The 21,334-nt window shown below is 70.4% G+C and carries 19 protein-coding genes; 1 reads left to right on the top strand and 18 read right to left on the bottom strand.

All coding sequences use genetic code 11. The features are described 5' to 3' along the window. Positions 1-61: 61 nt before the first annotated feature. The 6 genes from carB to pyrR all read right to left on the bottom strand — a co-directional run bounded on the left by carB (position 62) and on the right by pyrR (position 8,044). Positions 62-3,370, bottom strand: coding sequence for a carbamoyl-phosphate synthase large subunit (gene carB / locus ACWIGU_RS36000; RefSeq protein ID WP_454405867.1), 3,309 nt, complete (start codon positions 3,368-3,370; stop codon positions 62-64). Next, positions 3,363-4,514 (bottom strand): glutamine-hydrolyzing carbamoyl-phosphate synthase small subunit, encoded by a 1,152-nt coding sequence (gene carA, locus ACWIGU_RS35995; RefSeq protein WP_454405866.1) that lies wholly within the window; start codon positions 4,512-4,514, stop codon positions 3,363-3,365. Before carA ends, carB begins: the two co-directional genes overlap by 8 nt. Continuing rightward, positions 4,511-5,113 carry a PH-like domain-containing protein gene (locus ACWIGU_RS35990; protein ID WP_454405953.1) on the bottom strand — a complete coding sequence of 201 codons (603 nt, stop codon included), beginning with the start codon at positions 5,111-5,113 and terminating at the stop codon, positions 4,511-4,513. The genes carA and ACWIGU_RS35990 overlap by 4 nt, the downstream gene beginning before the upstream one ends. Before the next feature lie 5 nt (positions 5,114-5,118). Beyond that, a complete protein-coding gene (locus tag ACWIGU_RS35985; protein ID WP_356272234.1) occupies positions 5,119-6,405 on the bottom strand; it encodes a dihydroorotase in 1,287 nt (428 codons plus the stop codon). 5 nt (positions 6,406-6,410) lie between these two features. After that, the gene (locus ACWIGU_RS35980; RefSeq protein WP_454405865.1) at positions 6,411-7,388 is read right to left on the bottom strand and encodes an aspartate carbamoyltransferase catalytic subunit; all 978 of its coding nucleotides are present in this window, start codon (positions 7,386-7,388) and stop codon (positions 6,411-6,413) included. 80 nt (positions 7,389-7,468) lie between these two features. After that, complete coding sequence (pyrR, locus tag ACWIGU_RS35975) at positions 7,469-8,044, bottom strand: bifunctional pyr operon transcriptional regulator/uracil phosphoribosyltransferase PyrR (RefSeq protein ID WP_100597418.1); 576 nt, start codon at positions 8,042-8,044, stop codon at positions 7,469-7,471. A 243-nt stretch (positions 8,045-8,287) separates the two neighbouring features. Between pyrR and bldD the strand changes: the two genes are divergently transcribed. Beyond that, positions 8,288-8,788: a transcriptional regulator BldD gene (bldD, locus tag ACWIGU_RS35970; RefSeq protein ID WP_100597417.1), complete on the top strand. Its 501-nt coding sequence runs from the start codon at positions 8,288-8,290 to the stop codon at positions 8,786-8,788. Between the two features lie 168 nt (positions 8,789-8,956). On the opposite strand, the gene nusB is transcribed toward bldD, so the two are convergent. The 12 genes from nusB to ACWIGU_RS35910 form a co-directional block, all read right to left on the bottom strand. Further along, positions 8,957-9,391 carry a transcription antitermination factor NusB gene (gene nusB / locus ACWIGU_RS35965; RefSeq protein ID WP_100597416.1) on the bottom strand — a complete coding sequence of 145 codons (435 nt, stop codon included), beginning with the start codon at positions 9,389-9,391 and terminating at the stop codon, positions 8,957-8,959. A gap of 2 nt (positions 9,392-9,393) precedes the next feature. Beyond that, positions 9,394-9,960, bottom strand: coding sequence for an elongation factor P (gene efp, locus ACWIGU_RS35960; RefSeq protein WP_127828530.1), 567 nt, complete (start codon positions 9,958-9,960; stop codon positions 9,394-9,396). Positions 9,961-10,010: 50 nt separating this feature from the next. Then, positions 10,011-11,129, bottom strand: coding sequence for an aminopeptidase P family protein (locus tag ACWIGU_RS35955; protein WP_454405864.1), 1,119 nt, complete (start codon positions 11,127-11,129; stop codon positions 10,011-10,013). A gap of 93 nt (positions 11,130-11,222) precedes the next feature. Then, positions 11,223-12,164, bottom strand: a complete 942-nt coding sequence (locus tag ACWIGU_RS35950) for an AAA family ATPase (RefSeq protein ID WP_454405863.1) — start codon at positions 12,162-12,164, stop codon at positions 11,223-11,225. 123 nt (positions 12,165-12,287) lie between these two features. Next, positions 12,288-13,382, bottom strand: a complete 1,095-nt coding sequence (gene aroB, locus ACWIGU_RS35945) for a 3-dehydroquinate synthase (protein WP_454405862.1) — start codon at positions 13,380-13,382, stop codon at positions 12,288-12,290. Beyond that, the gene (locus ACWIGU_RS35940) at positions 13,379-13,894 is read right to left on the bottom strand and encodes a shikimate kinase (protein ID WP_454405861.1); all 516 of its coding nucleotides are present in this window, start codon (positions 13,892-13,894) and stop codon (positions 13,379-13,381) included. The genes aroB and ACWIGU_RS35940 overlap by 4 nt, the downstream gene beginning before the upstream one ends. Further along, positions 13,891-15,075 (bottom strand): chorismate synthase, encoded by a 1,185-nt coding sequence (gene aroC, locus ACWIGU_RS35935; protein WP_356272251.1) that lies wholly within the window; start codon positions 15,073-15,075, stop codon positions 13,891-13,893. The genes ACWIGU_RS35940 and aroC overlap by 4 nt, the downstream gene beginning before the upstream one ends. Before the next feature lie 143 nt (positions 15,076-15,218). Then, on the bottom strand, positions 15,219-16,043 hold the full coding sequence (locus tag ACWIGU_RS35930) for a shikimate dehydrogenase (protein ID WP_454405860.1): 825 nt from the start codon (positions 16,041-16,043) through the stop codon (positions 15,219-15,221). Next, the gene (gene mltG, locus ACWIGU_RS35925; protein ID WP_454405859.1) at positions 16,043-17,728 is read right to left on the bottom strand and encodes an endolytic transglycosylase MltG; all 1,686 of its coding nucleotides are present in this window, start codon (positions 17,726-17,728) and stop codon (positions 16,043-16,045) included. The genes ACWIGU_RS35930 and mltG overlap by 1 nt, the downstream gene beginning before the upstream one ends. 123 nt (positions 17,729-17,851) lie before the next feature. After that, positions 17,852-18,316, bottom strand: a complete 465-nt coding sequence (ruvX, locus tag ACWIGU_RS35920; protein ID WP_454405858.1) for a Holliday junction resolvase RuvX — start codon at positions 18,314-18,316, stop codon at positions 17,852-17,854. Continuing rightward, on the bottom strand, positions 18,316-20,985 hold the full coding sequence (alaS, locus tag ACWIGU_RS35915; RefSeq protein ID WP_454405857.1) for an alanine--tRNA ligase: 2,670 nt from the start codon (positions 20,983-20,985) through the stop codon (positions 18,316-18,318). Before alaS ends, ruvX begins: the two co-directional genes overlap by 1 nt. Then, positions 20,985-21,329, bottom strand: coding sequence for a DUF6167 family protein (locus ACWIGU_RS35910; RefSeq protein WP_454405856.1), 345 nt, complete (start codon positions 21,327-21,329; stop codon positions 20,985-20,987). Before ACWIGU_RS35910 ends, alaS begins: the two co-directional genes overlap by 1 nt. Positions 21,330-21,334 lie beyond the last annotated feature (5 nt).

Genomic DNA, 21,334 nt, shown 5'->3' with positions numbered 1-21,334 from the left:
CCTCACACGGGGTGCTCACACGGAGGGGGACACCGTTTCCGATGTCCCCCTCTGTGGGCTGCTAGTCGCGGGCCGCGGTCAGGTGTTCCGCGTGTTCCTGGAGTGAACGGACGCCCACGTCACCGTGGTTGAGGGCGTCGATGCCCTGTACGGCGGCCGCGAGAGCCTGCACCGTGGTCAGGCACGGGACGCTGCGCGCCACCGCCGCCGTACGGATCTCGTAGCCGTCGAGGCGGCCGCCCGTGCCGTACGGGGTGTTGACGATGAGGTCGACCTGGCCGTCGTGGATGAGCTGGACGATGGTCTTCTCGCCGTTCGGGCCCTCGCCCTCGCTGAGCTTGCGCACCACCGTGGCGTTGATGCCGTTGCGGCGCAGCACCTCGGCGGTGCCGGACGTGGCGAGCAGTTCGAAGCCGTGGGCGACGAGCTCGCGCGCCGGGAAGATCATCGTGCGCTTGTCCCGGTTGGCGACCGAGATGAACGCGCGGCCCTTCGTCGGCAGCGGACCGTACGCGCCGGCCTGCGACTTGGCGTACGCCGTGCCGAAGACCGAGTCGATGCCCATGACCTCGCCGGTGGAGCGCATCTCCGGGCCGAGGACGGTGTCCACGCCGCGGCCCTGGATGTCGCGGAAGCGGCTCCACGGCATCACGGCCTCCTTGACGGAGATCGGCGCGTCCAGCGGCAGCGTGCCGCCGTCGCCGGTCTTCGGGAGCAGACCCTCCGCGCGCAGCTCGGCCACGGTCGCGCCGAGCGAGATGCGCGCGGCGGCCTTGGCGAGCGGCACCGCGGTCGCCTTCGAGGTGAAGGGGACGGTGCGCGAGGCGCGGGGGTTGGCCTCGAGGACGTACAGGATGTCGCCGGCCATGGCGAACTGGATGTTGATCAGGCCGCGGACGCCGACGCCCTTGGCGATGGCCTCGGTGGAGGCGCGCAGGCGCTTGATGTCGAAGCCGCCCAGCGTGATCGGGGGCAGGGCGCACGCCGAGTCGCCGGAGTGGATGCCGGCCTCCTCGATGTGCTCCATGACGCCGCCGAGGTAGAGCTCGTGACCGTCGTAGAGCGCGTCCACGTCGATCTCGATCGCGTCGTCGAGGAAGCGGTCGACGAGCACGGGGCGGGACGGGGAGATCTCCGTGGACTCCTCGATGTACGAGGCGAGGCGGGTCTCGTCGTACACGATCTCCATGCCGCGGCCGCCGAGGACGTACGACGGGCGGACGAGGACCGGGTAGCCGATCTCGTCGGCGATGGCCTTGGCCTCGGAGAAGGTGGTGGCGGTGCCGTGCTTGGGGGCGGGGAGGCCCGCCTCGGCGAGGACGCGGCCGAAGGCGCCGCGGTCCTCGGCGGCGTGGATGGCCTCGGGCGAGGTGCCCACGACCGGTACGCCGTTGTCCTTGAGCGCCTGCGCCAGGCCCAGCGGGGTCTGGCCGCCGAGCTGGACGACGACGCCCGCGATCGGGCCCGCGAGGGACTCCGCGTGGACGATCTCCAGGACGTCCTCGAGCGTCAGCGGCTCGAAGTACAGGCGGTCGGAGGTGTCGTAGTCCGTGGACACGGTCTCCGGGTTGCAGTTGACCATCACCGTCTCGTAGCCGGCGTCGCTCAGGGCGAAGGAGGCGTGGACGCAGGAGTAGTCGAACTCGATGCCCTGGCCGATGCGGTTGGGGCCCGAGCCCAGGATGATCACGGCGGGCTTGGTGCGCGGCGCGACCTCGCTCTCCTCGTCGTACGAGGAGTAGAAGTACGGGGTCTTCGCGGCGAACTCGGCGGCGCAGGTGTCGACCGTCTTGTAGACCGGGCGGACACCGAGCGCGTGGCGCACCTCGCGGACGACGTCCTCGCGCAGGCCGCGGATCTCGGCGATCTGGGCGTCGGAGAAGCCGTGCCGCTTGGCCTCGGCAATCAGGTCGACGTCGAGGCGCTCGGCGGCGGCCAGCTCGTCGGCGAGCTCCTTGACGAGGAAGAGCTGGTCGACGAACCAGGGGTCGATCTTCGTGTACTCGAAGACCTCTTCCTGGGTGGCGCCGGCGCGGATGGCCTGCATGACGGTGTTGATGCGGCCGTCGGTCGGGCGGACGGCCTCTTCGAGGAGCGCGGCCTTGTCGCCGGGCTCGCCGACGAAGGTGAACTGGCTGCCCTTCTTCTCCAGGGAGCGCAGCGCCTTCTGGAGCGCCTCGGTGAAGTTGCGGCCGATCGCCATGGCCTCGCCCACCGACTTCATGGTGGTGGTGAGGGTGGAGTCGGCGGACGGGAACTTCTCGAAGGCGAACCGCGGGGCCTTCACGACCACGTAGTCGAGCGTCGGCTCGAAGGAGGCCGGCGTCTTCTCGGTGATGTCGTTCGGGATCTCGTCGAGCGTGTAGCCGACGGCCAGCTTGGCGGCGATCTTCGCGATCGGGAAGCCGGTGGCCTTCGACGCGAGCGCCGAGGACCGGGAGACGCGCGGGTTCATCTCGATGACGATGATCCGGCCGTCGGTCGGGTCGATCGCGAACTGGATGTTGCAGCCGCCGGTGTCGACGCCGACCTCGCGGATGATCGCGATGCCGATGTCGCGCAGACGCTGGTACTCGCGGTCGGTGAGCGTCATCGCCGGGGCGACGGTGATCGAGTCACCCGTGTGGACGCCCATCGGGTCGAAGTTCTCGATGGAGCAGACGACCACGACGTTGTCGTTCTTGTCGCGCATCAGCTCGAGCTCGTACTCCTTCCAGCCGAGGATGGACTCCTCCAGGAGCACCTCGGTGGTGGGAGACAGGGTCAGGCCCTGGCCGGCGATGCGGCGCAGCTCCTCCTCGTCGTGCGCGAAGCCGGAGCCCGCGCCGCCCATCGTGAAGGAGGGGCGGACGACGACGGGGTAGCCGCCGAGCGTGTCGACGCCCTTGATGACGTCGTCCATGGTGTGGCAGATGACCGAGCGGGCGGACTCGCCGTGGCCGATCTTGGCGTTGACGGCCTCGACGACGCCCTTGAAGAGGTCGCGGTCCTCGCCCTTGTTGATGGCCTCGACGTTGGCGCCGATGAGTTCGACGCCGTACTTCTCGAGGACGCCGTTCTCGTGCATGGAGATCGCGGTGTTGAGCGCGGTCTGGCCACCGAGGGTGGGCAGGAGCGCGTCGGGGCGCTCCTTGGCGATGATCTTCTCGACGAACTCGGGGGTGATCGGCTCGACGTACGTGGCGTCGGCGATCTCCGGGTCGGTCATGATCGTCGCCGGGTTGGAGTTCACGAGGATGACCCGCAGGCCCTCGGCGCGCAGGATGCGGCAGGCCTGGGTGCCCGAGTAGTCGAACTCGGCGGCCTGGCCGATGACGATCGGTCCGGAACCGATGACCAGGACGGACTGGATATCGGTGCGCTTAGGCACGCTGGGCTCCCTTTTCAGACATGAGCTCTACGAAGCGGTCGAACAGGTAGGCCGCGTCGTGCGGGCCCGCCGCTGCCTCGGGGTGGTACTGGACGCTGAACGCCGGCTGGTCGAGGAGGTGGAGCCCCTCGACAACCTGGTCGTTCAGGCAGACGTGGGAGACCTCGGCGCGGCCGAAGGGGGTGTCGGAGACCTTGTCGAGCGGGGCGTTGACGGCGAATCCGTGGTTGTGCGCGGTGACCTCGACCTTGCCGGTCGTGCGGTCCTGCACCGGCTGGTTGATGCCGCGGTGGCCGTACTTCAGCTTGTAGGTGCCGAAGCCGAGGGCACGGCCGAGGATCTGGTTGCCGAAGCAGATGCCGAACAGCGGGGTCTTACGGGAGAGGACCTCCCGCATGACCGCGACGGGGCCGTCGGCGGTGGCCGGGTCGCCCGGGCCGTTGGAGAAGAACACGCCGTCGGGCCGGACCGCGTAGATGTCCTCGGCCGTGGCCGTCGCGGGCAGCACGTGCACCTCGATGCCGCGCTCGGCCATCCGGTGCGGGGTCATGCCCTTGATGCCGAGGTCGACGGCGGCGACGGTGAACTTCTTCTCACCGATCGCGGGGACGACGTACGTCTCCTTGGTGGCGACCTCGGCGGCGAGGTTCGCGCCCTTCATCTCGGGCGCCTGGCGCACCTCGGCGAGCATCGTGCCCGCGTCGGGCAGCGCGTTGCCGGAGAAGATGCCGACGCGCATGGCGCCGCGCTCGCGCAGGTGGCGGGTGAGGGCGCGGGTGTCGACGCCGCTGATGCCGACGACGCCCTGCTTGCGCAGCTCCTCGTCGAGCGAGCGCTGGGAGCGCCAGTTGGAGGGCACGCGCGCGGGGTCCCGCACGACGTAGCCCGCGACCCAGATCTGCTTCGACTCGGGGTCCTCGTCGTTCACGCCGGTGTTGCCGACGTGCGGGGCGGTCATCACCACGACCTGCCGGTGGTACGACGGGTCGGTCAGCGTCTCCTGGTAACCGGTCATGCCGGTGTTGAACACCGCCTCGCCGAAGGTCTCCCCCACGGCCCCGTAGGCGCGGCCGCGGAAGATGCGGCCGTCCTCCAGGACGAGTACGGCGGGAGCGTTGGCGGCTCCCCGGGTGGAGGTCGTCATCGTGCGGTGCCTTCCGTCGTGATGGTCGTGCTGTTGGTGCTGCTCGTACTGCTGGTGTCGATCATGTTGTTGAGGGTCTCGACCCACTCGGCCTGCTCCGCGGCGTGGTCGGAGCGGAAGCCGGAGTCGATCAGCTTGTCCCCGTGCCTCCAGGTGACGATCAGCAGACCGCCCTCCGTGAGGACCTTGCCGGCGATGCCCTTGTCGAGCCGGGCCTCGCGCAGCTGTGCGACGGGGATGAAGAAGTCCGTGGCCCCGGGGCGTACGACGTCCAGACCCGCGTCCGTGAGCGTGAGCTCGACGCGGCTGCGGGTGCCTAGGCCGTGCGCCACGATGCGGTCGAGCCACTGCCCCGCGGTCGTGGAGCCGTGGTAACGGCCGCTCAGCTCAAGTCTGGCCGGACCGGGCGCGGACGGCGCGGTGGAGAGCGGCGGCAGGTCGCCCTGGAGGGTGCCGCGCCACTTCCAGCCCTGGCGCATCAGCCAGTAGACGAGCGCGATGAGGAGGAGCAGCCCGACGATCCAGCCGATCCGGTCGGGCCAGTCCGTCACGTCCGCCGACTTCTGTTCGGCGGCGAGCACTGCCAGTGGTTGCGTCAGTCGTGTCACGCGAGCTTCCCGTCGACGAGCGTGGCCTTGCCCCGCAGCCACGTGTGCGTGACGCGCCCGGGCAGCTCACGCCCCTCGTAGGGCGTGTTGCGGCTGCGCGAGGCGAAGCCGGCGGGGTCCACGGCTCCACGGTAATCGGCGTCGACCAGGACCAGGTTCGCGGGCTCACCTGCCGAGACGGGCCGTCCGTGGCCCTTGGCGCCGCCGATCTGCGCGGGCTTGACGGACATGCGGTCGGCGACGCCGGCCCAGTCGAGCAGCCCGGTCTCGACCATCGTCTGCTGCACGACGGACAGGGCGGTCTCGAGCCCGACCATGCCCATGGCGGCCGCGGCCCACTCGCAGTCCTTGTCCTCGTGCGGGTGCGGGGCGTGGTCGGTGGCGACGATGTCGATCGTGCCGTCGGCGAGCGCCTCGCGCAGGGCCGTCACGTCGCGCTCGGTGCGCAGCGGCGGGTTGACCTTGTAGACGGGGTTGTACGAGCGGACCAGCTCGTCGGTGAGGAGCAGGTGGTGCGGGGTGACCTCGGCGGTGACGTCGATGCCGCGGGACTTGGCCCAGCGCACGATCTCGACGCTGCCGGCCGTGGACAGGTGGCAGATGTGCACGCGGGAGCCGACGTGCTCGGCGAGCAGTACGTCGCGGGCGATGATCGACTCCTCGGCGACGGCGGGCCAGCCGCCGAGCCCGAGCTCCGCCGACACGATGCCCTCGTTCATCTGGGCGCCCTCGGTGAGGCGGGGCTCCTGGGCGTGCTGGGCGACGACGCCGCCGAAGGCCTTCACGTACTCCAGGGCGCGGCGCATGATCACCGCGTCGTCGACGCACTTGCCGTCGTCGGAGAAGACGGTGACGCCGGCGGCGGACTCGTGCATGGCGCCGAGCTCGGCGAGCTTCTTGCCTTCCAGGCCGACGGTGACGGCGCCGATGGGCTGCACGTCGCAGTAGCCGGACTCCTGGCCGAGCCGGTAGACCTGCTCGACGACGCCGGCGGTGTCGGCGACCGGGAAGGTGTTGGCCATGGCGAACACGGCGGTGTAGCCACCGGAGGCGGCCGCCCGGGTACCGGTGAGGACGGTCTCGGAGTCCTCGCGGCCGGGCTCGCGCAGGTGGGTGTGCAGGTCGACGAGACCAGGCAGGAGCACCTTGCCGCCGGCCTCCACGACCTGGGCGCCCTCGGCGGACAGGCCGGTGCCGACCGCCTCGATGACGGCGCCGTCGATCAGGACGTCCTGCTGCTCGCCGCCGAGCACCTTCGCACCTCGGATAAGGATCTTGCTCATGGTTCTTACTTCTCCTCGGTACGGGTGTGGGTGACGGCGGGCTCGTTGCCGCCCAGAAGCAGGTACAGGACGGCCATGCGGATGGAGACGCCGTTGGCGACCTGCTCGATGACCGTGCAGCGGTCGGAATCGGCGACCTCGGCGGTGATCTCCATGCCGCGGACCATCGGGCCCGGGTGCATCACGATGGCGTGCTCGGGCATCTTCGCCATGCGGTCGCCGTCCAGGCCGTAGCGACGCGAGTACTCGCGCTCGGTCGGGAAGAAGGCGGCGTTCATCCGCTCGCGCTGGACGCGCAGCATCATGACGGCGTCGGACTTCGGCAGGGTGCTGTCGAGGTCGTACGAGACCTCGCAGGGCCAGGTCTCGACGCCGACCGGGACGAGGGTCGGCGGGGCGACGAGGGTGACCTCGGCGCCGAGGGTGTGCAGCAGGTCGACGTTCGAGCGGGCGACGCGGCTGTGCAGGACGTCCCCGACGAGCGTGATGCGCTTGCCCTCGAGGTCCCTGCCGAGTCCGGCGTCGCGCCCGACCAGGCGGCGGCGCATCGTGAACGCGTCGAGGAGCGCCTGCGTGGGGTGCTGGTGGGTGCCGTCGCCCGCGTTGATGACCGGGGCGTCGATCCAGCCCGAGGTGGCGAGGCGGTAGGGCGCGCCGGAGGCGCCGTGCCGGATGACGACGGCGTCGACGCCCATCGCCTCCAGGGTCTGCGCGGTGTCCTTGAGGGACTCGCCCTTGGAGACGCTGGATCCCTTGGCGGCGAAGTTGATGACGTCCGCGGAGAGGCGCTTCTCGGCGGCCTCGAAGGAGATCCGGGTGCGCGTCGAGTCCTCGAAGAAGAGGTTGCAGATCGTGCGGCCGCGCAGGGCGGGCAGCTTCTTGATCGGCCGGTCGGCGACCCGGGCCATCTCCTCGGCGGTGTCGAGGATGAGGACGGCGTCGTCGCGGGTGAGGTCGGCGGCCGAGATGAGGTGTCGCATCATCGGGGAGGCTCCGTAGGAAAGTTCAGGAGTATTCGGGCATACGGGCGCGCGGCAGCACCCTCAGGGTCGACTGAGGGTGGCTACTGCTCGCCGGCCGGAGCGGTCCGCTTGGCGCCGAGCAGCACGGAGTCGCGTCCGTCCTCCTCGGCGAGCTGGACCTTGACCGTCTCCCGCAGCGACGTGGGGAGGTTCTTGCCGACGTAGTCGGCGCGAATGGGGAGTTCGCGGTGGCCACGGTCGACGAGGACCGCGAGCTGCACGGCGCGGGGGCGCCCGATGTCGTTCAGGGCGTCGAGTGCGGCGCGGATGGTGCGGCCGGAGAAGAGCACGTCGTCGACGAGGACGACGAGGCGGCCGTCGATGCCGTCGGCGGGGATCTCCGTGCGGGCCAGCGCCCGCGGCGGGTGCATGCGCAGGTCGTCGCGGTACATGGTGATGTCGAGGGAGCCGACCGGGATCTTGCGTCCGGTGATCTCTTCGAGTTTGTCCGCGAGCCGGCGGCCCAGGAAGACGCCGCGGGTGGGAATGCCCAGGAGCACGACGTCTTCGGCGCCCTTGGCGCGCTCGACGATCTCGTGAGCGATGCGGGTCAGTACCCGCGCGATGTCGGGGCCCTCGAGTACGGGGCGTGCCTCATCGGAGCTGCTGATGTCCATAAAAAACGGACCCCCTTCTCCGCCTCACGGGACGGACCTTAAAGGACGTCGGATTTGCGCCATCCACGGTACCAGGCCCGCAACGCCACTGATCACCACCCTGGAGGTGCGAGACACGCCGTTCCGAGGGAAGGTCGGTAACGGACCACTCGGCTTGACGCAGCCAAGTAACGCTGCGTAACCTCACAGTGAGTTACCAGCCACGCGGCGGAGCCGCACGTTGATACAGCGTCCGGGAGCTATATGTCCAGCGAATACGCCAAACAGCTCGGGGCCAAGCTCCGCGCCATCCGCACCCAGCAGGGCCTTTCCCTCCACGGTGTCGAGGAGAAGTCCCAGGGACGCTGGAAGGCGGTCGTGGTCGGTTCGTACGAGCGCGGCGACCGTGCCGTGACCGTGCAGCGCCTCGCCGAGCTGGCGGACTTCTACGGGGTGCCGGTGCAGGAGCTCCTGCCGGGCACCACGCCGGGCGGTGCGGCCGAGCCCCCGCCGAAGCTCGTTCTCGACCTGGAGCGCCTGGCCCACGTCCCGCCGGAGAAGGCGGGCCCCCTGCAGCGCTACGCGGCGACGATCCAGTCCCAGCGCGGCGACTACAACGGCAAGGTGCTCTCGATCCGCCAGGACGACCTGCGCACCCTCGCCGTCATCTACGACCAGTCGCCCTCGGTCCTCACCGAGCAGCTCATCAGCTGGGGCGTCCTGGACGCCGACGCGCGTCGCGCCGTCGCACACGACGACCTCTGACGGACAGAAGTCGGCAGAAACGTCACGCCGGAGGGGCGGGCCCGCGTTTTCGCGGCCTGCCCCTCCGGCGTTTTGTGCCCTGACGTCGTCCCAGGAACGCATCAGGCCCGGAGCGGAACACTGAATCAGTGTTCCGCTCCGGGCCTGATGGCTGTCGCTGCCTGCCTGCTACGCCTCGTCGCGGCGCAGCGTCGGCTTCAGGTCCTTGAAGCGTCCCAGAAGCCCGTTGACGAAGGCCGGGGAGTCGTCCGTGGAGAACTCCTTGGCGAGCTGCACGGCCTCGTCGAGCACCACGGCGTCCGGGGTGTCGTCGACCCAGACGAGCTCGTAGGCGCCCAGGCGCAGGATGTTGCGGTCGACGACCGGCATCCTGTCCAGCGTCCACCCAACGGCGTACTGCGAGATGAGCTCGTCGATACGCGCGGTCTTGCGCGCGTATCCCTCGACCAGCTCCATCGTGTACTCGCTGACCGGCGGCTGCCGGGTGTCGGACCGGGAGTGCCGGATCCAGTCCGCGAGGACCGTCTGGACGTCGACTCCGCGCTGGTCTGCCTCGAAAAGGATCTGGAAGGCGCGCTTGCGGGCCGTGTTGCGAGCAGCCACGGTTAGCTGTTCACCCGGCCGAGGTAGTCACTCGTGCGGGTGTCGACCTTGATCTTCTCGCCCGTGGTGATGAAGAGCGGCACCTGGATCTGGTGGCCGGTCTCCAGCGTGGCGGGCTTGGTGCCACCGGTGGAGCGGTCGCCCTGGACGCCCGGCTCGGTCTCCTGGACGACGAGCTCGACGGCGGCCGGCAGCTCGACGAAGAGCACCTCCCCCTCGTGCTGCGCGACGGAGGCGGTGAAGCCCTCGATCAGGAAGTTGGCGGCGTCGCCGACGGCCTTGCGGTCGACCATGAGCTGGTCGTAGGTCTCCATGTCCATGAAGACGAAGTACTCGCCGTCCATGTAGGAGAACTGCATGTCGCGCTTGTCGATCGTGGCCGTCTCGACCTTGACGCCGGCGTTGAAGGTCTTGTCGACGACCTTCCCGGAGAGCACGTTCTTGAGCTTGGTGCGCACAAAGGCAGGGCCCTTGCCGGGCTTGACGTGCTGGAACTCGACGACGGACCAGAGCTGGCCCCCGTCGAGCTTGAGCACCAGGCCGTTCTTGAGGTCGTTCGTGGAAGCCACGGTTGCGGAATCTCCTGGACTGACGATGGACGACCCCGGGCACGCGCGCCTTACAGCGCGAGCAGCTCCTTGGTCGTAATGGTGAGTAGCTCGGGCCCGCCGTCCGCCTCGGGGCGCACGACGAGCGTGTCATCGATCCGGACACCGCCCCGGCCCGGGAGGTGGACCCCCGGTTCGACGGTGACCGGCACACAAAGGTCCAGTTTACCCATGGCCGCGGGGGCCAACTGCGGCTCCTCGTCGATTTCGAGTCCGACACCGTGTCCGGTGAGCTGTGAGAGGCCGTCCGCGTACCCCGCGGAGTCCAGTACGTGGCGTGCCGCGCGGTCCACCTCGCGGCACTCGGCGCCGGGTGCGAGGCTCTCCCGGCCGGCCCTCTGGGCTGCGAAGACCAGGTCGTACAGGTCGATCTGCCAGTCCGCGGGCGAGGTCCCGATGACGAACGTACGGCCGATCTCGCAGCGGTATCCGCGGTAGGCGGCACCGAGGCAGACCGAGAGGAAGTCGCCCTCCTCCACGCGGCGATCGGTGGGGCGGTGGGCGCCGCGGCCCGAGTTCGGCCCGGTGCCGACCGAGGTCGGGAAGGCGGGGCCGTCGGCGCCGTGGTCGACGAGGCGGCGCTCCAGCTCCAGGGCGAGGTGGCGTTCGGTACGGCCGACGAGGATCGATTCGAGCAGTTCACCGAGGGCCTGGTCGGCGATCTCGGCGGCGATGCGCAGACAGGAGATCTCGTCCTCGTCCTTGACGAGCCGCAGCTGCTCCACGGCGCTGCCCAGGTCGCCGAGCCGCAGCCCGGGCGCCACGGAGCCGAGCGCCCGGTGCCTGGCCACGGTCAGATGGTGCTCCTCGACGGCGAGCGAATCCGCCCCGAGGGTCAGCGCGACGCCGGCGGCGACCACGGCGGGGTCCCCGCCCGGCGCGTCGAGCACCTGGACGCGCAGCGACTCGTCGGGCCGCCCCTCGGCCGGCTGCTCGCTGGGCGCCACCCGGCACATCAGGACGTCGTCTTCGGCACCGGGGCCCTTGCCCAGCAGGAGTACGGCGCCGTGGGGCGCCGCACCCGCGAGATAGCGAACGTTGGCAGGGCGCGAGACAAGGGCGGCGGCACTGCCGCCCGCCGCAGCGCGCTCCCTCAGCCGGTCCCTACGGGCCGCGTACACCTCTGACATGAATCGAGCGTACGAGTGACAGAGATGCGCGGCCTGGTCAGCGCGTCCGGACGGGCGGCGAGGTGGCCTCTCCAGGGTGCTCCGCGCGGCCCGCTACCACTGGGGCGGGCTCGCGATCGAGCGGGCGAGGACGTCGTCGAGGACGCGGGCCGTGGTGGGCACGTCCATCTGGGAGTTGTCGATGATGGGCAGACCCGAGCCGTACCAGCCGGCCATGCGGCCGTGGATGCGGGCGACTTCCTCATCCGTGAGGCGGCGGTTCCCGCTGCGTTCCGCGTTGCGCTCGAGGACGATCTCCAGGCCGGGAAGCAGCACCACGGGCAGCAGGCCGGGACCCACGTGCCGCTTCCAGCCGCCGAGGCCCACGACCGGACGGTCCGGGAAGACGGCGTCGTCGAGGATGCAGGAGATGCCGTTGGCCAGGAAGTTGCGCGCGGCGAAGCCGCAGGTGCGGCGGGCGAGGCGGTACTGGGCCTCGGAGTGGTCGTTCCACCCCGACTGCGGGTCGGCGAATCCGGAGCGCACCCACTCGCGTACGTCGTCGAGGCTGATGTGAGCCGTGGGGACGCGGCGCTGGTCCGCCCAGTACTTGGCGACGCTCGTCTTGCCCGCGCCGGCGGGGCCGATGAGCAGGACGGCGAGCGTCGTGGCGGTGGCGTCGGCGGTGCCCGCGGCGGGCGGCGGGCTCGGCATGGCGACGGGGCCGCCCGGCGGGAGCTGCACATGGCCCGTGGTGTCCCGCGAGGGGGGCTGCGGGGACTGCTGGGGGGCGTGCTGAGGGACGCCCGGGTACGGGGGCCGGCCCTGCGGAGGCTGGGTGTGCGGGGCCGGCTGCGGGGCGGGCGGCGCGGGTGCGTGCGGTGCCGGGCCCGAGGGGCCGGGTGGGCCGGCGAAGCCGGGGGCAGGCGGTGGCGGACCCGCCGGTCCGGGGCCCGGGTGGGCGCCCGTGTGATGCCCGGCCTGGGACCAGCCGGCGGCCGGTCCGTGCCCCGGCTGAGGGGGCGGCGGCAGCGGCGAACCCACTCCGTGCTGCATCCGGTGCGACTCCGTCTCGTACAGGCAACTGGCGCCAGCGAACAAGGCGCTACCGAACGGTACCTTCCCCGGCCGCCGTTGTGTGAACGGCCGGGGAGGTCGCGAAGTGCCCGAAGGCGGGAGCTATTCGGCCACTTCGCCGTACGCCGCGAGGAGCACGGCCGGGTCGGGTCCTTCGAGGACCGTCGGCTTGGCGAGGCCGTCGAGGACGATGAACCGCAGCAGGTTGCCACGGGACTTCTTGTCGACCTTCATGTTCTCCAGGAGCTTGGGCCACTGGTCGTAGCGGTAGCTCAGGGGCAGCCCGACGGACTCGAGGACGGTGCGGTGCCGGTCGGCGGTCGCGTCGTCCAGGCGTCCGGCGAGACGGCCGAGTTCGGCGGCGAAGTGCATGCCGACGGAAACGGCGGCGCCGTGCCGCCACTTGTACCGCTCGTTCTTCTCGATGGCGTGCGCGAGGGTGTGCCCGTAGTTGAGGATCTCGCGCAGGCCCGACTCCTTGAGGTCGCCGGAGACGACCTCGGCCTTGACCTTGATGGAGCGCTCGATGAGCTCGGCGGTGTGCGGGCCCTGCGGGGAGCGCGCCGCCTCGGGGTCGGACTCGATCAGGTCGAGGATCGCCGGGTCGGCGATGAAGCCGGCCTTGATGATCTCCGCGAGCCCGGACACGAAGTCGTTGACCGGCAGCGAGTCGAGGGCCGCGAGGTCGCAGAGCACGCCGGCCGGCGGGTGGAAGGACCCCACGAGGTTCTTGCCCTCGGCGGTGTTGATCCCGGTCTTGCCGCCGACGGCCGCGTCCACCATGCCGAGCACGGTGGTCGGCACGGCGATCCAGCGCACCCCGCGCAGCCACGTCGCGGCCACGAACCCGGCGAGGTCCGTGGTGGCGCCGCCGCCCACGCCGACGACGACGTCGGTGCGGGTGAAGCCGGACTGGCCGAGCGCCTTCCAGCAGTAGGCGGCGACCTCTGCGGTCTTGGCCTCCTCGGCATTGGGCACCTGGATGGCGACGACCTCGAAGCCCTGGTCGGCGAGGTCGCCGCGCAGCGCTTCACCGGTCTCGGCGAGCGCCTCCGGGTGGATGATCGCGACGCGCTGGGCGGAGTCGCCGATCAGGCCGCCGAGTTCGCCGAGGAGCTGACGTCCGACGAGGACCTCGTACGGGTCGGTACCGGCCGTGCCGCCGACCTGGATCCGGGTCACCTGTTGCTCGGTCATGCCTTCTTCAACTCCAGGGCGTCGAGGACCGCGCGAGCGACCTCTTCGGGGGTGCGGTCGTCGGTGGGTACGACGACGCGGGCGACTTCGGTGTACAGGTGGCGGCGGGCCTCCATCAGCTCGCGCCACTGGCGGCGCGGGTTGACGGCGAGCAGCGGACGGGCGGTGTTGAGGCCGGTCCGCTTGACCGCCTCCTCGACGTCCATCGACAGATAGACGACGGGGAGCGGGGCCAGCAGCGCGCGCGTCGACTCGTCGAGGATCGCTCCGCCGCCGAGCGCGAGCACACCCGGGTGCTCGGCGAGGGCTTCGCGCACGGCCTGCCGTTCGAGTGCGCGGAAGTGGGCCTCGCCCTCGTCCACGAAGATGTCCGCGATGGGGCGGCCCTGGGCGGCCACGATGTCCGCGTCGGTGTCCCGGTAGGGGCAGCCGAGCCACTCGGCGAGGAGCTCCCCCACCGTGGACTTGCCGACGCCCATCGGGCCGACGAGTACGACCAGCGGGCCGGTCACCGGATCTGGAGGTGGTCGAGGTACGACTGCACGTTGCGCCGGGTCTCGGGGACGCTGTCGCCGCCGAACTTCTCCGCGACGGCGTCGGCGAGCACGAGCGCGACCATGGCCTCGGCGACGATGCCGGCGGCCGGGACCGCGCACACGTCGGAGCGCTGGTGGTGGGCCTTGGTGGCCTCGCCGGTCGCCACGTCGATGGTGGCGAGCGCGCGCGGGACCGTCGCGATGGGCTTCATCGCGGCGCGCACACGCAGCAGTTCACCGGTGGTGAGGCCGCCCTCGGTGCCGCCGGAGCGGCCCGACGTGCGCTTGATGCCCTCGTCCGTGCTCACGATCTCGTCGTGCGCCTTGGAGCCGGGCACGCGGGCGAGCTCGAAGCCGTCGCCGACCTCGACGCCCTTGATGGCCTGGATACCCATGAGGGCCCCCGCGAGGCGGGCGTCCAGACGCCGGTCCCAGTGCACGTGCGAGCCGAGGCCCACCGGCACGCCGTAGGCGAGGACCTCGACGACGCCGCCGAGGGTGTCGCCGTCCTTGTGGGCCTGGTCGATCTCCGCGACCATCGCCTTCGACGCGTCCGCGTCCAGACAGCGCACCGGGTCGGCGTCGAGCTTGTCGACATCGGCCGGGGTCGGGTAGACGCCGTAGGGCGCCTTGGCGCTCGCCAGCTCGGTGACGTGGCTGACGATCTCGATGCCGGCCGTCTCCTTGAGGTAGGAGCGGGCGACGGCGCCGAGCGCGACGCGGGCCGCCGTCTCGCGGGCAGAGGCGCGCTCCAGGATCGGCCGGGCCTCGTCGAAGCCGTACTTCTGCATGCCGGCGAGGTCGGCGTGACCCGGGCGGGGCCGGGTCAGCGGCGCGTTGCGTGCCAGGTCGGCGAGGATCTCGGGGTCGACCGGGTCGGCCGACATGACCTGCTCCCACTTGGGCCACTCGGTGTTGCCCACCATGACCGCGACCGGCGAACCCATGGTCAGGCCGTGGCGCACGCCGCCGAGGAAGGTCACCTCGTCGCGCTCGAACTTCATCCGCGCGCCGCGTCCATAGCCGAGCCGCCGCCGGGCCAGGTGGTCCGCCACCATCTCCGTGGTGATCGGCACGCCGGCGGGAAGTCCCTCCAGCGTCGCGACAAGTGCGGGTCCGTGGGACTCCCCAGCGGTCAGCCAGCGCAACCTGCTCAACGGTGCTCCTCTTGCTCGCGCCTCGAACTGCGATGGCGCGGCCGGGTGCGCGGCCCTGGCCCGCCACCCCGATCCTCCCACGTCCGCGCACCCGACCCGGCCCCCGGTCCATCAGACGGACGCCGGGACGGACGCGGCCCGGGTCAGCCGGCGAGCGCCCGCTCCCCCGCCCGGCGCATCGCACCGAGCGGCGCCGGGGCGCGCCCCGTCATCTGCTCGACCTGGAGGACGGCCTGGTGCACCAACAGGTCGAGCCCGCTGACGACCGCTCCGCCGTACCCGGACCAGCGGGCCGCGAGCTGCGTCGGCCAGGGGTCGTAGAGGACGTCGAAGAGGGTTCCGGGCCGTTCGGGGACCTCGGCGGCGAGGGTGTCCGTGGTCCCGGCGGGCGTCGTGGCGACGACCAGCGGCGCGGTGAAGGCACGCGCCGCGTCCGACCACTGCCCGATCGTGACGTCCACGTCCAGCCGCTCGCCCCACTCCCGCATCTCGGCCGCGCGCGCGTCGCTGCGGACGTACGCGACGATCTCACCGGCGCAGACCCGCGACAGGGCGGCGAGCGCGGAGGACGCGGTGGCGCCCGCGCCCAGGATCGCGGCGGACTCGACCTTGTCGATGCCGCGCTCGGCGAGGGCGGCGACCATGCCGGGGATGTCGGTGTTGTCGCCGACCTTGTGCCCGTCCTCGGTGAGGACGACCGTGTTGACGGCCTCGACGGAGGAGGCCGTGTCGCTGATCGTGTCCAGCAGCGGGATCACGGCGCGTTTCAGCGGCATGGTCAGCGAGAGGCCCGCCCACTCGGGCCCGAGCCCGGCCAGGAAGTCGGGCAGGGCGACCTCGTCGACCTCGAAGCGGTCGTAGGACCAGTCCGTCAGGCCCAATTCCTCGTAGGCGGCGCGGTGCAGCACCGGGGAAAGGGAGTGGGCGATGGGCGACCCGAGTACGGCCGCCCTTCTGATTGCCGGCATCAGTTCTTCCTCGACGCGTTCCACTTGTCGACCAGCTTCTGGTGTTCCTCGTTCGTCTTGGTGAACTCGCTGGTCTTGCCGTCCATCGAGATGAAGTAGTACCAGCCGTCACTGGTCGGGTTGACGGCGCCCTTCAGGGCTTCCTCACCCGGGTTTCCGATCGGCCCGGGCGGCAGGCCCTTGTAGTAGTACGTGTTGTAGCGGTTGTCGTACTTGCGCAGCGCGGTGAGGCTCAGGTCGATCTTGCTCTGGTTCTTGACGTAGTTGTATGTGGAGTCGAACTCCAGCATTCCGTTCGTCTGCTCGTTGCCGGGCTTGAGGCGGTTGTAGACGACCTCTGCCATCTTGCGGAAGTCGTCGTGGCTCGTGCCCTCGGCCTGCGCGAGGCTCGCCACCGTGATCAGCTGCCACGGGCTGTCGAGGCCGAGGCTCTTGGCCTTCTTCTCGACGCCGTAGGCCTCGTACTTCTCGGTCGCCCGCGACACCATCTGCTTCAGGACCGCCTCGGGCTTTCCGCCCTTGGCGACGCCGTAGCTGGACGGGTAGAGGAACCCTTCCAGCGGGTCCTTCACATTCGGCTCGTTCATGGCCCAGGCGGGCAGTCCGAGTTTCTTGTAGTCCTTCTTCGCGACCTTTTGCGTCGTGCCCTTCGCGATGCCGAGCCGCTTGTCGATCTGCTCGTAGACCCACACGTTACGGCGGCCCTCGGCAATGATCAGGTTGTTCCGGCTGCTCGGGTTGAGCATCATCTCGACCGCGCTTGCGGCCGACATTTCCTTCTCGAGCGTGTATCCGCCGTCCTGAATGGACTTGCCCCGCGGATTCTGCTCCTGCGCCGAGACAAAGGCGTCCACGCTCTTGATGACGCCCGCGTCCTTCAAGCGCTGCCCGATGACATAGCCGCCCGCGCCCTTGGGAATGTCCACGGAAACGGATTCGCCATTTCCGGACCCCGCGTAATCCGGCGCCGATCCGAAACGGTCCTGATAGAACTGATAGCCGAAATAGCCGACGCCGCCGACGCCGCCCGCGAAGATCACGGTGAGGACCAGGCAGGCGCATCCGCTGCGCCGCTTCTTCGGCTTCTTGCCGCCGCGGCTGCGCCGGCTGCCCTCGTCACGCGGGTCGTCGTAATCGTCGTCGCCGTCGTCATCGCCGCCACCGGCGAAGAACGCGTGCTCACCCTGGTCGGGGCCCGGGTCCCAGTCCGTTTCCGGGGCGGCCCCGCGCCGGCCGGGCGGCTGCGGCGGCGGGTACGCGTCGGGGGTGCCGTAGAGATCCGGCTGCTCACCGCCGTACGCGACAGGCTGCTGCGGACCGCCGTACGGGTCCACCGGGTCGGCGTTGTACGGGACATGGCCGTGCTGACCGGTCTCCCAGCCACCACCCTGCGACTGGCCGCCGTACTGCTGACCGCCACCCTGCGACTGACCGCCGTACTGCTGACCGCCCCCGTACTGCTGCTGGCCGTACTGGTCGTGCTGACCGGTGCCCCACTCGCCTCCGTACTGCTGCGGCTGCTGCTGAGCCTGAGGATGCTGTTGCGGCTGCTGAGGGTGGTACTGCCCCTGGCCGCCGTAGGCAGGTCGGCCGTCGGCGGCCTGCTGCCCCCACCCCTGGTCCCCGTACAACGGGTCCTCGGGATGCCACGGTTCGGAGCCAGGGCCCCGGCCATACTCAGTCATCGATCCCCTACAAGCCGCGAGGCGGCGGCCGCTTCTGGGTGGCAGGGCAACCGGTCCGCCTCTTGATGCTGTGCGGCAGCTGTTCGAACGCCGCCGGTCGCGCGGAACGTTACCGTATCGCGATCAGATGACCACTTCGACGCCCTCGCCCGGAGCTTTACCTGACGCCCGTTCGGACTCCAGTGCCTGCTGGAGGATGATGACGGCGGCCGCCTGGTCGATGACAGACCGGCCCTTTTTGGACTTCACGCCCGAGGCGCGCAGCCCTTGACCGGCCGTCACTGTGGTCATCCTCTCGTCCACCAGCCGCACGCCGACGGGGGCGATCCCGGCGGCCAGCTCCTGGGTGAACGCGCGGACCTTGGCCGCGGCCGGACCCTCGCCCCCCTTGAGGGAGCGAGGGAGTCCGACGACGACCTCGATCGGCTCGTACTCCTCCACGAGTTGCCTCAGCCGCCGGTGGGCGGCCGGGACATCGCGTCCCGGCACGGTCTCCACCGGCGTGGCGAGGATCCCGTCGGGGTCGCACGAGGCGACCCCGATCCGGGCGTCCCCGACGTCGATCGCGAGGCGGCGGCCGCGTCGCATCAGGCGGTTTCCGCGACGAGTCGCTCGACGGCGGCCACGGCGTCACCGATGGCGGCCGGGTTCTGGCCGCCGCCCTGGGCGACGTCCGGCTTGCCGCCACCGCCGCCGCCGAGGGTCTTGGCGGCCGTGCGGACCAGGTCGCCGGCCTTCAGACCGCGCTCACGGGCGGCCTCGTTCGTGGCGATGACCGTCAGCGGCTTGCCGTTGACCGTCGTGAACAGGGCCACCACGACCGGGCGTCCGCCCTGGATGCGGCCACGCACGTCGAGGACCAGCTTGCGCAGGTCGTCGGCGCCGGTGCCGTCCGGGACCTGGCCGGTGACGAGCGCGATCCCGCGTACGTCGGTGGCGCCGGCGGCGAGACCGGCGGCGGCCTGGAGGACCTTCTCCGCGCGGAACTTCTCGATCTCCTTCTCGGCGTCCTTCAGCTTGCCGAGCATCGTGGAGACCTTCTCCGGCAGCTCCTCCGAGCGGCCCTTGAGCAGCTCGGTCAGCTGGTTGACGACCGTGTGCTCGCGGGCGAGGAAGTTGTACGCGTCGACACCCACGAGGGCCTCGATGCGGCGGACGCCCGAGCCGATGGACGACTCGCCTAGCAGCTTCACCAGGCCGAGCTGGGCGGTGTTGTGCACGTGCGTGCCGCCGCACAGCTCCTTGGAGAAGTCGCCGATGGTGACGACGCGGACGCGCTCGCCGTACTTCTCGCCGAACTCGGCGATGGCGCCCTGCTTCTTGGCGTCGTCGATGCTCATGACCTCGGCCATGACGTCCAGCTCCCGGGAGAGCACTTCGTTGATCTTCTGCTCGACGTCCGTCATCACGGCCGTGGGCACGGCGGACGGGGAACCGAAGTCGAAGCGGAAGCGGCCCGGCTGGTTCTCGGAACCGGCCTGGGCGGCCGTCGGGCCGAGGGCGTCGCGCAGCGCCTGGTGCGTGAGGTGCGTGGCGGAGTGGGCGCGGGCGATGGAGCGGCGGCGCGTGATGTCGATGACGGCCTGGGCCGGGGCGCCGACGGTGACCTCGCCGACCTGGACGACGCCCTTGTGGACGTAGACGCCCGGGACGGGCTTCTGGCAGTCGCGGATCTCGATGACCGCGCCGTTGTCCAGCTTGATGCGGCCGGTGTCGCCGATCTGGCCACCGCCCTCGGCGTAGAACGGGGTGCGGTCGAGGACGACCTCGACCTCGTCACCCTCGGAGGCGGCCGGGGAGGAGACGCCGTTGACCAGCAGGCCGACGATCGTGGACTCGCCCTCGGTCGACGTGTAGCCGATGAAGTCGGTGGCGCCGGCGGAGTCGGCGATCTCGCGGTAGGCGCCGACGTTGGCGTGACCGGTCTTCTTGGCCTGGGCGTCGGCCTTGGCGCGCTCCCGCTGCTCCTTCATCAAGCGCCGGAAGCCGTCCTCGTCCACGGACAGGCCCTGCTCGGCGGCCATCTCCAGGGTGAGGTCGATCGGGAAGCCCCAGGTGTCGTGGAGCAGGAACGCCTTGTCGCCGGCGAGGACCGTGCCGCCCGCGGCCTTGGTGTCGATGACGGCGGTGTCGAGGATGTTCGTGCCGCCCTTGAGGGCCTTGAGGAAGGCGGCCTCCTCGGCGAGGGCGACGGTCTCGATGCGCTTGCGGTCGGTGATGAGCTCCGGGTACTGCTGGCCCATCGTGTCGATCACGACGTCGGCGAGGTCCTTGACGACCGGACCGGTGGCGCCCATGAGGCGCATGTTGCGGATGGCGCGGCGCATGATGCGGCGCAGGACGTAGCCACGGCCCTCGTTGCCGGGGGTGACGCCGTCGCCGATGAGCATCACGGAGGTGCGCATGTGGTCGGCGACCACACGCATCGACACGTCGGTGTCGTGCTTCTCGCCGTACCGGACACCGGTGAGTTCGGTGGCCTTGTCCATGACGACGCGCAGGGTGTCCGTCTCGTACATGTTCTGTACGCCCTGCAGGATCATGGCGAGACGCTCGAGACCGAGACCGGTGTCGATGTTCTGCGACGGCAGGTCACCGAGGATCTCGAAGTCCTCCTTGCCGATGCCGGCGCCGCGCTCGTACTGCATGAAGACCAGGTTCCAGATCTCCACGTACCGCTCGTCGTTGACGGCCGGGCCGCCCTCGACGCCGAACTCGGGGCCGCGGTCGTAGTTGATCTCGGAACACGGGCCGCAGGGGCCGGGGACGCCCATGGACCAGAAGTTGTCCTTCTTGCCCAGGCGCTGGATGCGCTCCTTGGGCACGCCGACGACGTCGTGCCAGATGCGCTCGGCCTCGTCGTCGTCGAGGTAGACCGTGATCCAGAGCTTCTCCGGGTCGAGGCCGTAACCACCGTCCGCCACGGAGCTGGTGAGCAGCTCCCAGGCGTACTTGATGGCGCCTTCCTTGAAGTAGTCGCCGAAGGAGAAGTTGCCGCACATCTGGAAGAACGTGCCGTGGCGCGTGGTCTTGCCGACTTCTTCGATGTCCGGCGTGCGCACGCACTTCTGCACGGATGTGGCGCGCGGGGCGGGCGGCTTGACCTCGCCGAGGAAGTACGGCTTGAACGGGACCATGCCAGCGGGGACGAGCAGCAGAGTCGGGTCGTCCGCGATGAGCGACGCCGAGGGCACGACCTTGTGGCCACGCTCCTCGAAGAAGCTCAGCCAGCGGCGGCGGATTTCAGCCGACTCCATCAGTGGTCCTCATTCCGGTTGTACGAGTACGTCGTGTTCTCGAGGTACTTGGGGTTGTTCTTCACGTGACTGTCGATGCCGGCGGAGCGGCGCTGCGCGGGGAGTTCGGCGTCCACCGGGGCGTTGAGACCCAGTGCGTCGTCGAGTTCGGCCTCGCGCTCGGCCATGCCCTCGCGGACGTCGAGGGCGAAGTCCTTGAGGCGGTGGCCCGCCTCGATCGCCTTGTTCGCGGCCTGCGCGGCGAGGCTCTCCGGCGTCAGCTTCTTCAGCTTGCGGTTGACCTTGGTGGTGGCCCAAACGCCGGCGGCTGCGCCCGCGGTGAACCAGAACGTACGGCGGAACATCGCTG

This window comes from Streptomyces sp. NPDC055400, from assembly GCF_053644375.1.
Note: the sequence above shows the minus strand (reverse complement) of the source record. Positions and strands in the feature narration are given on the sequence as shown.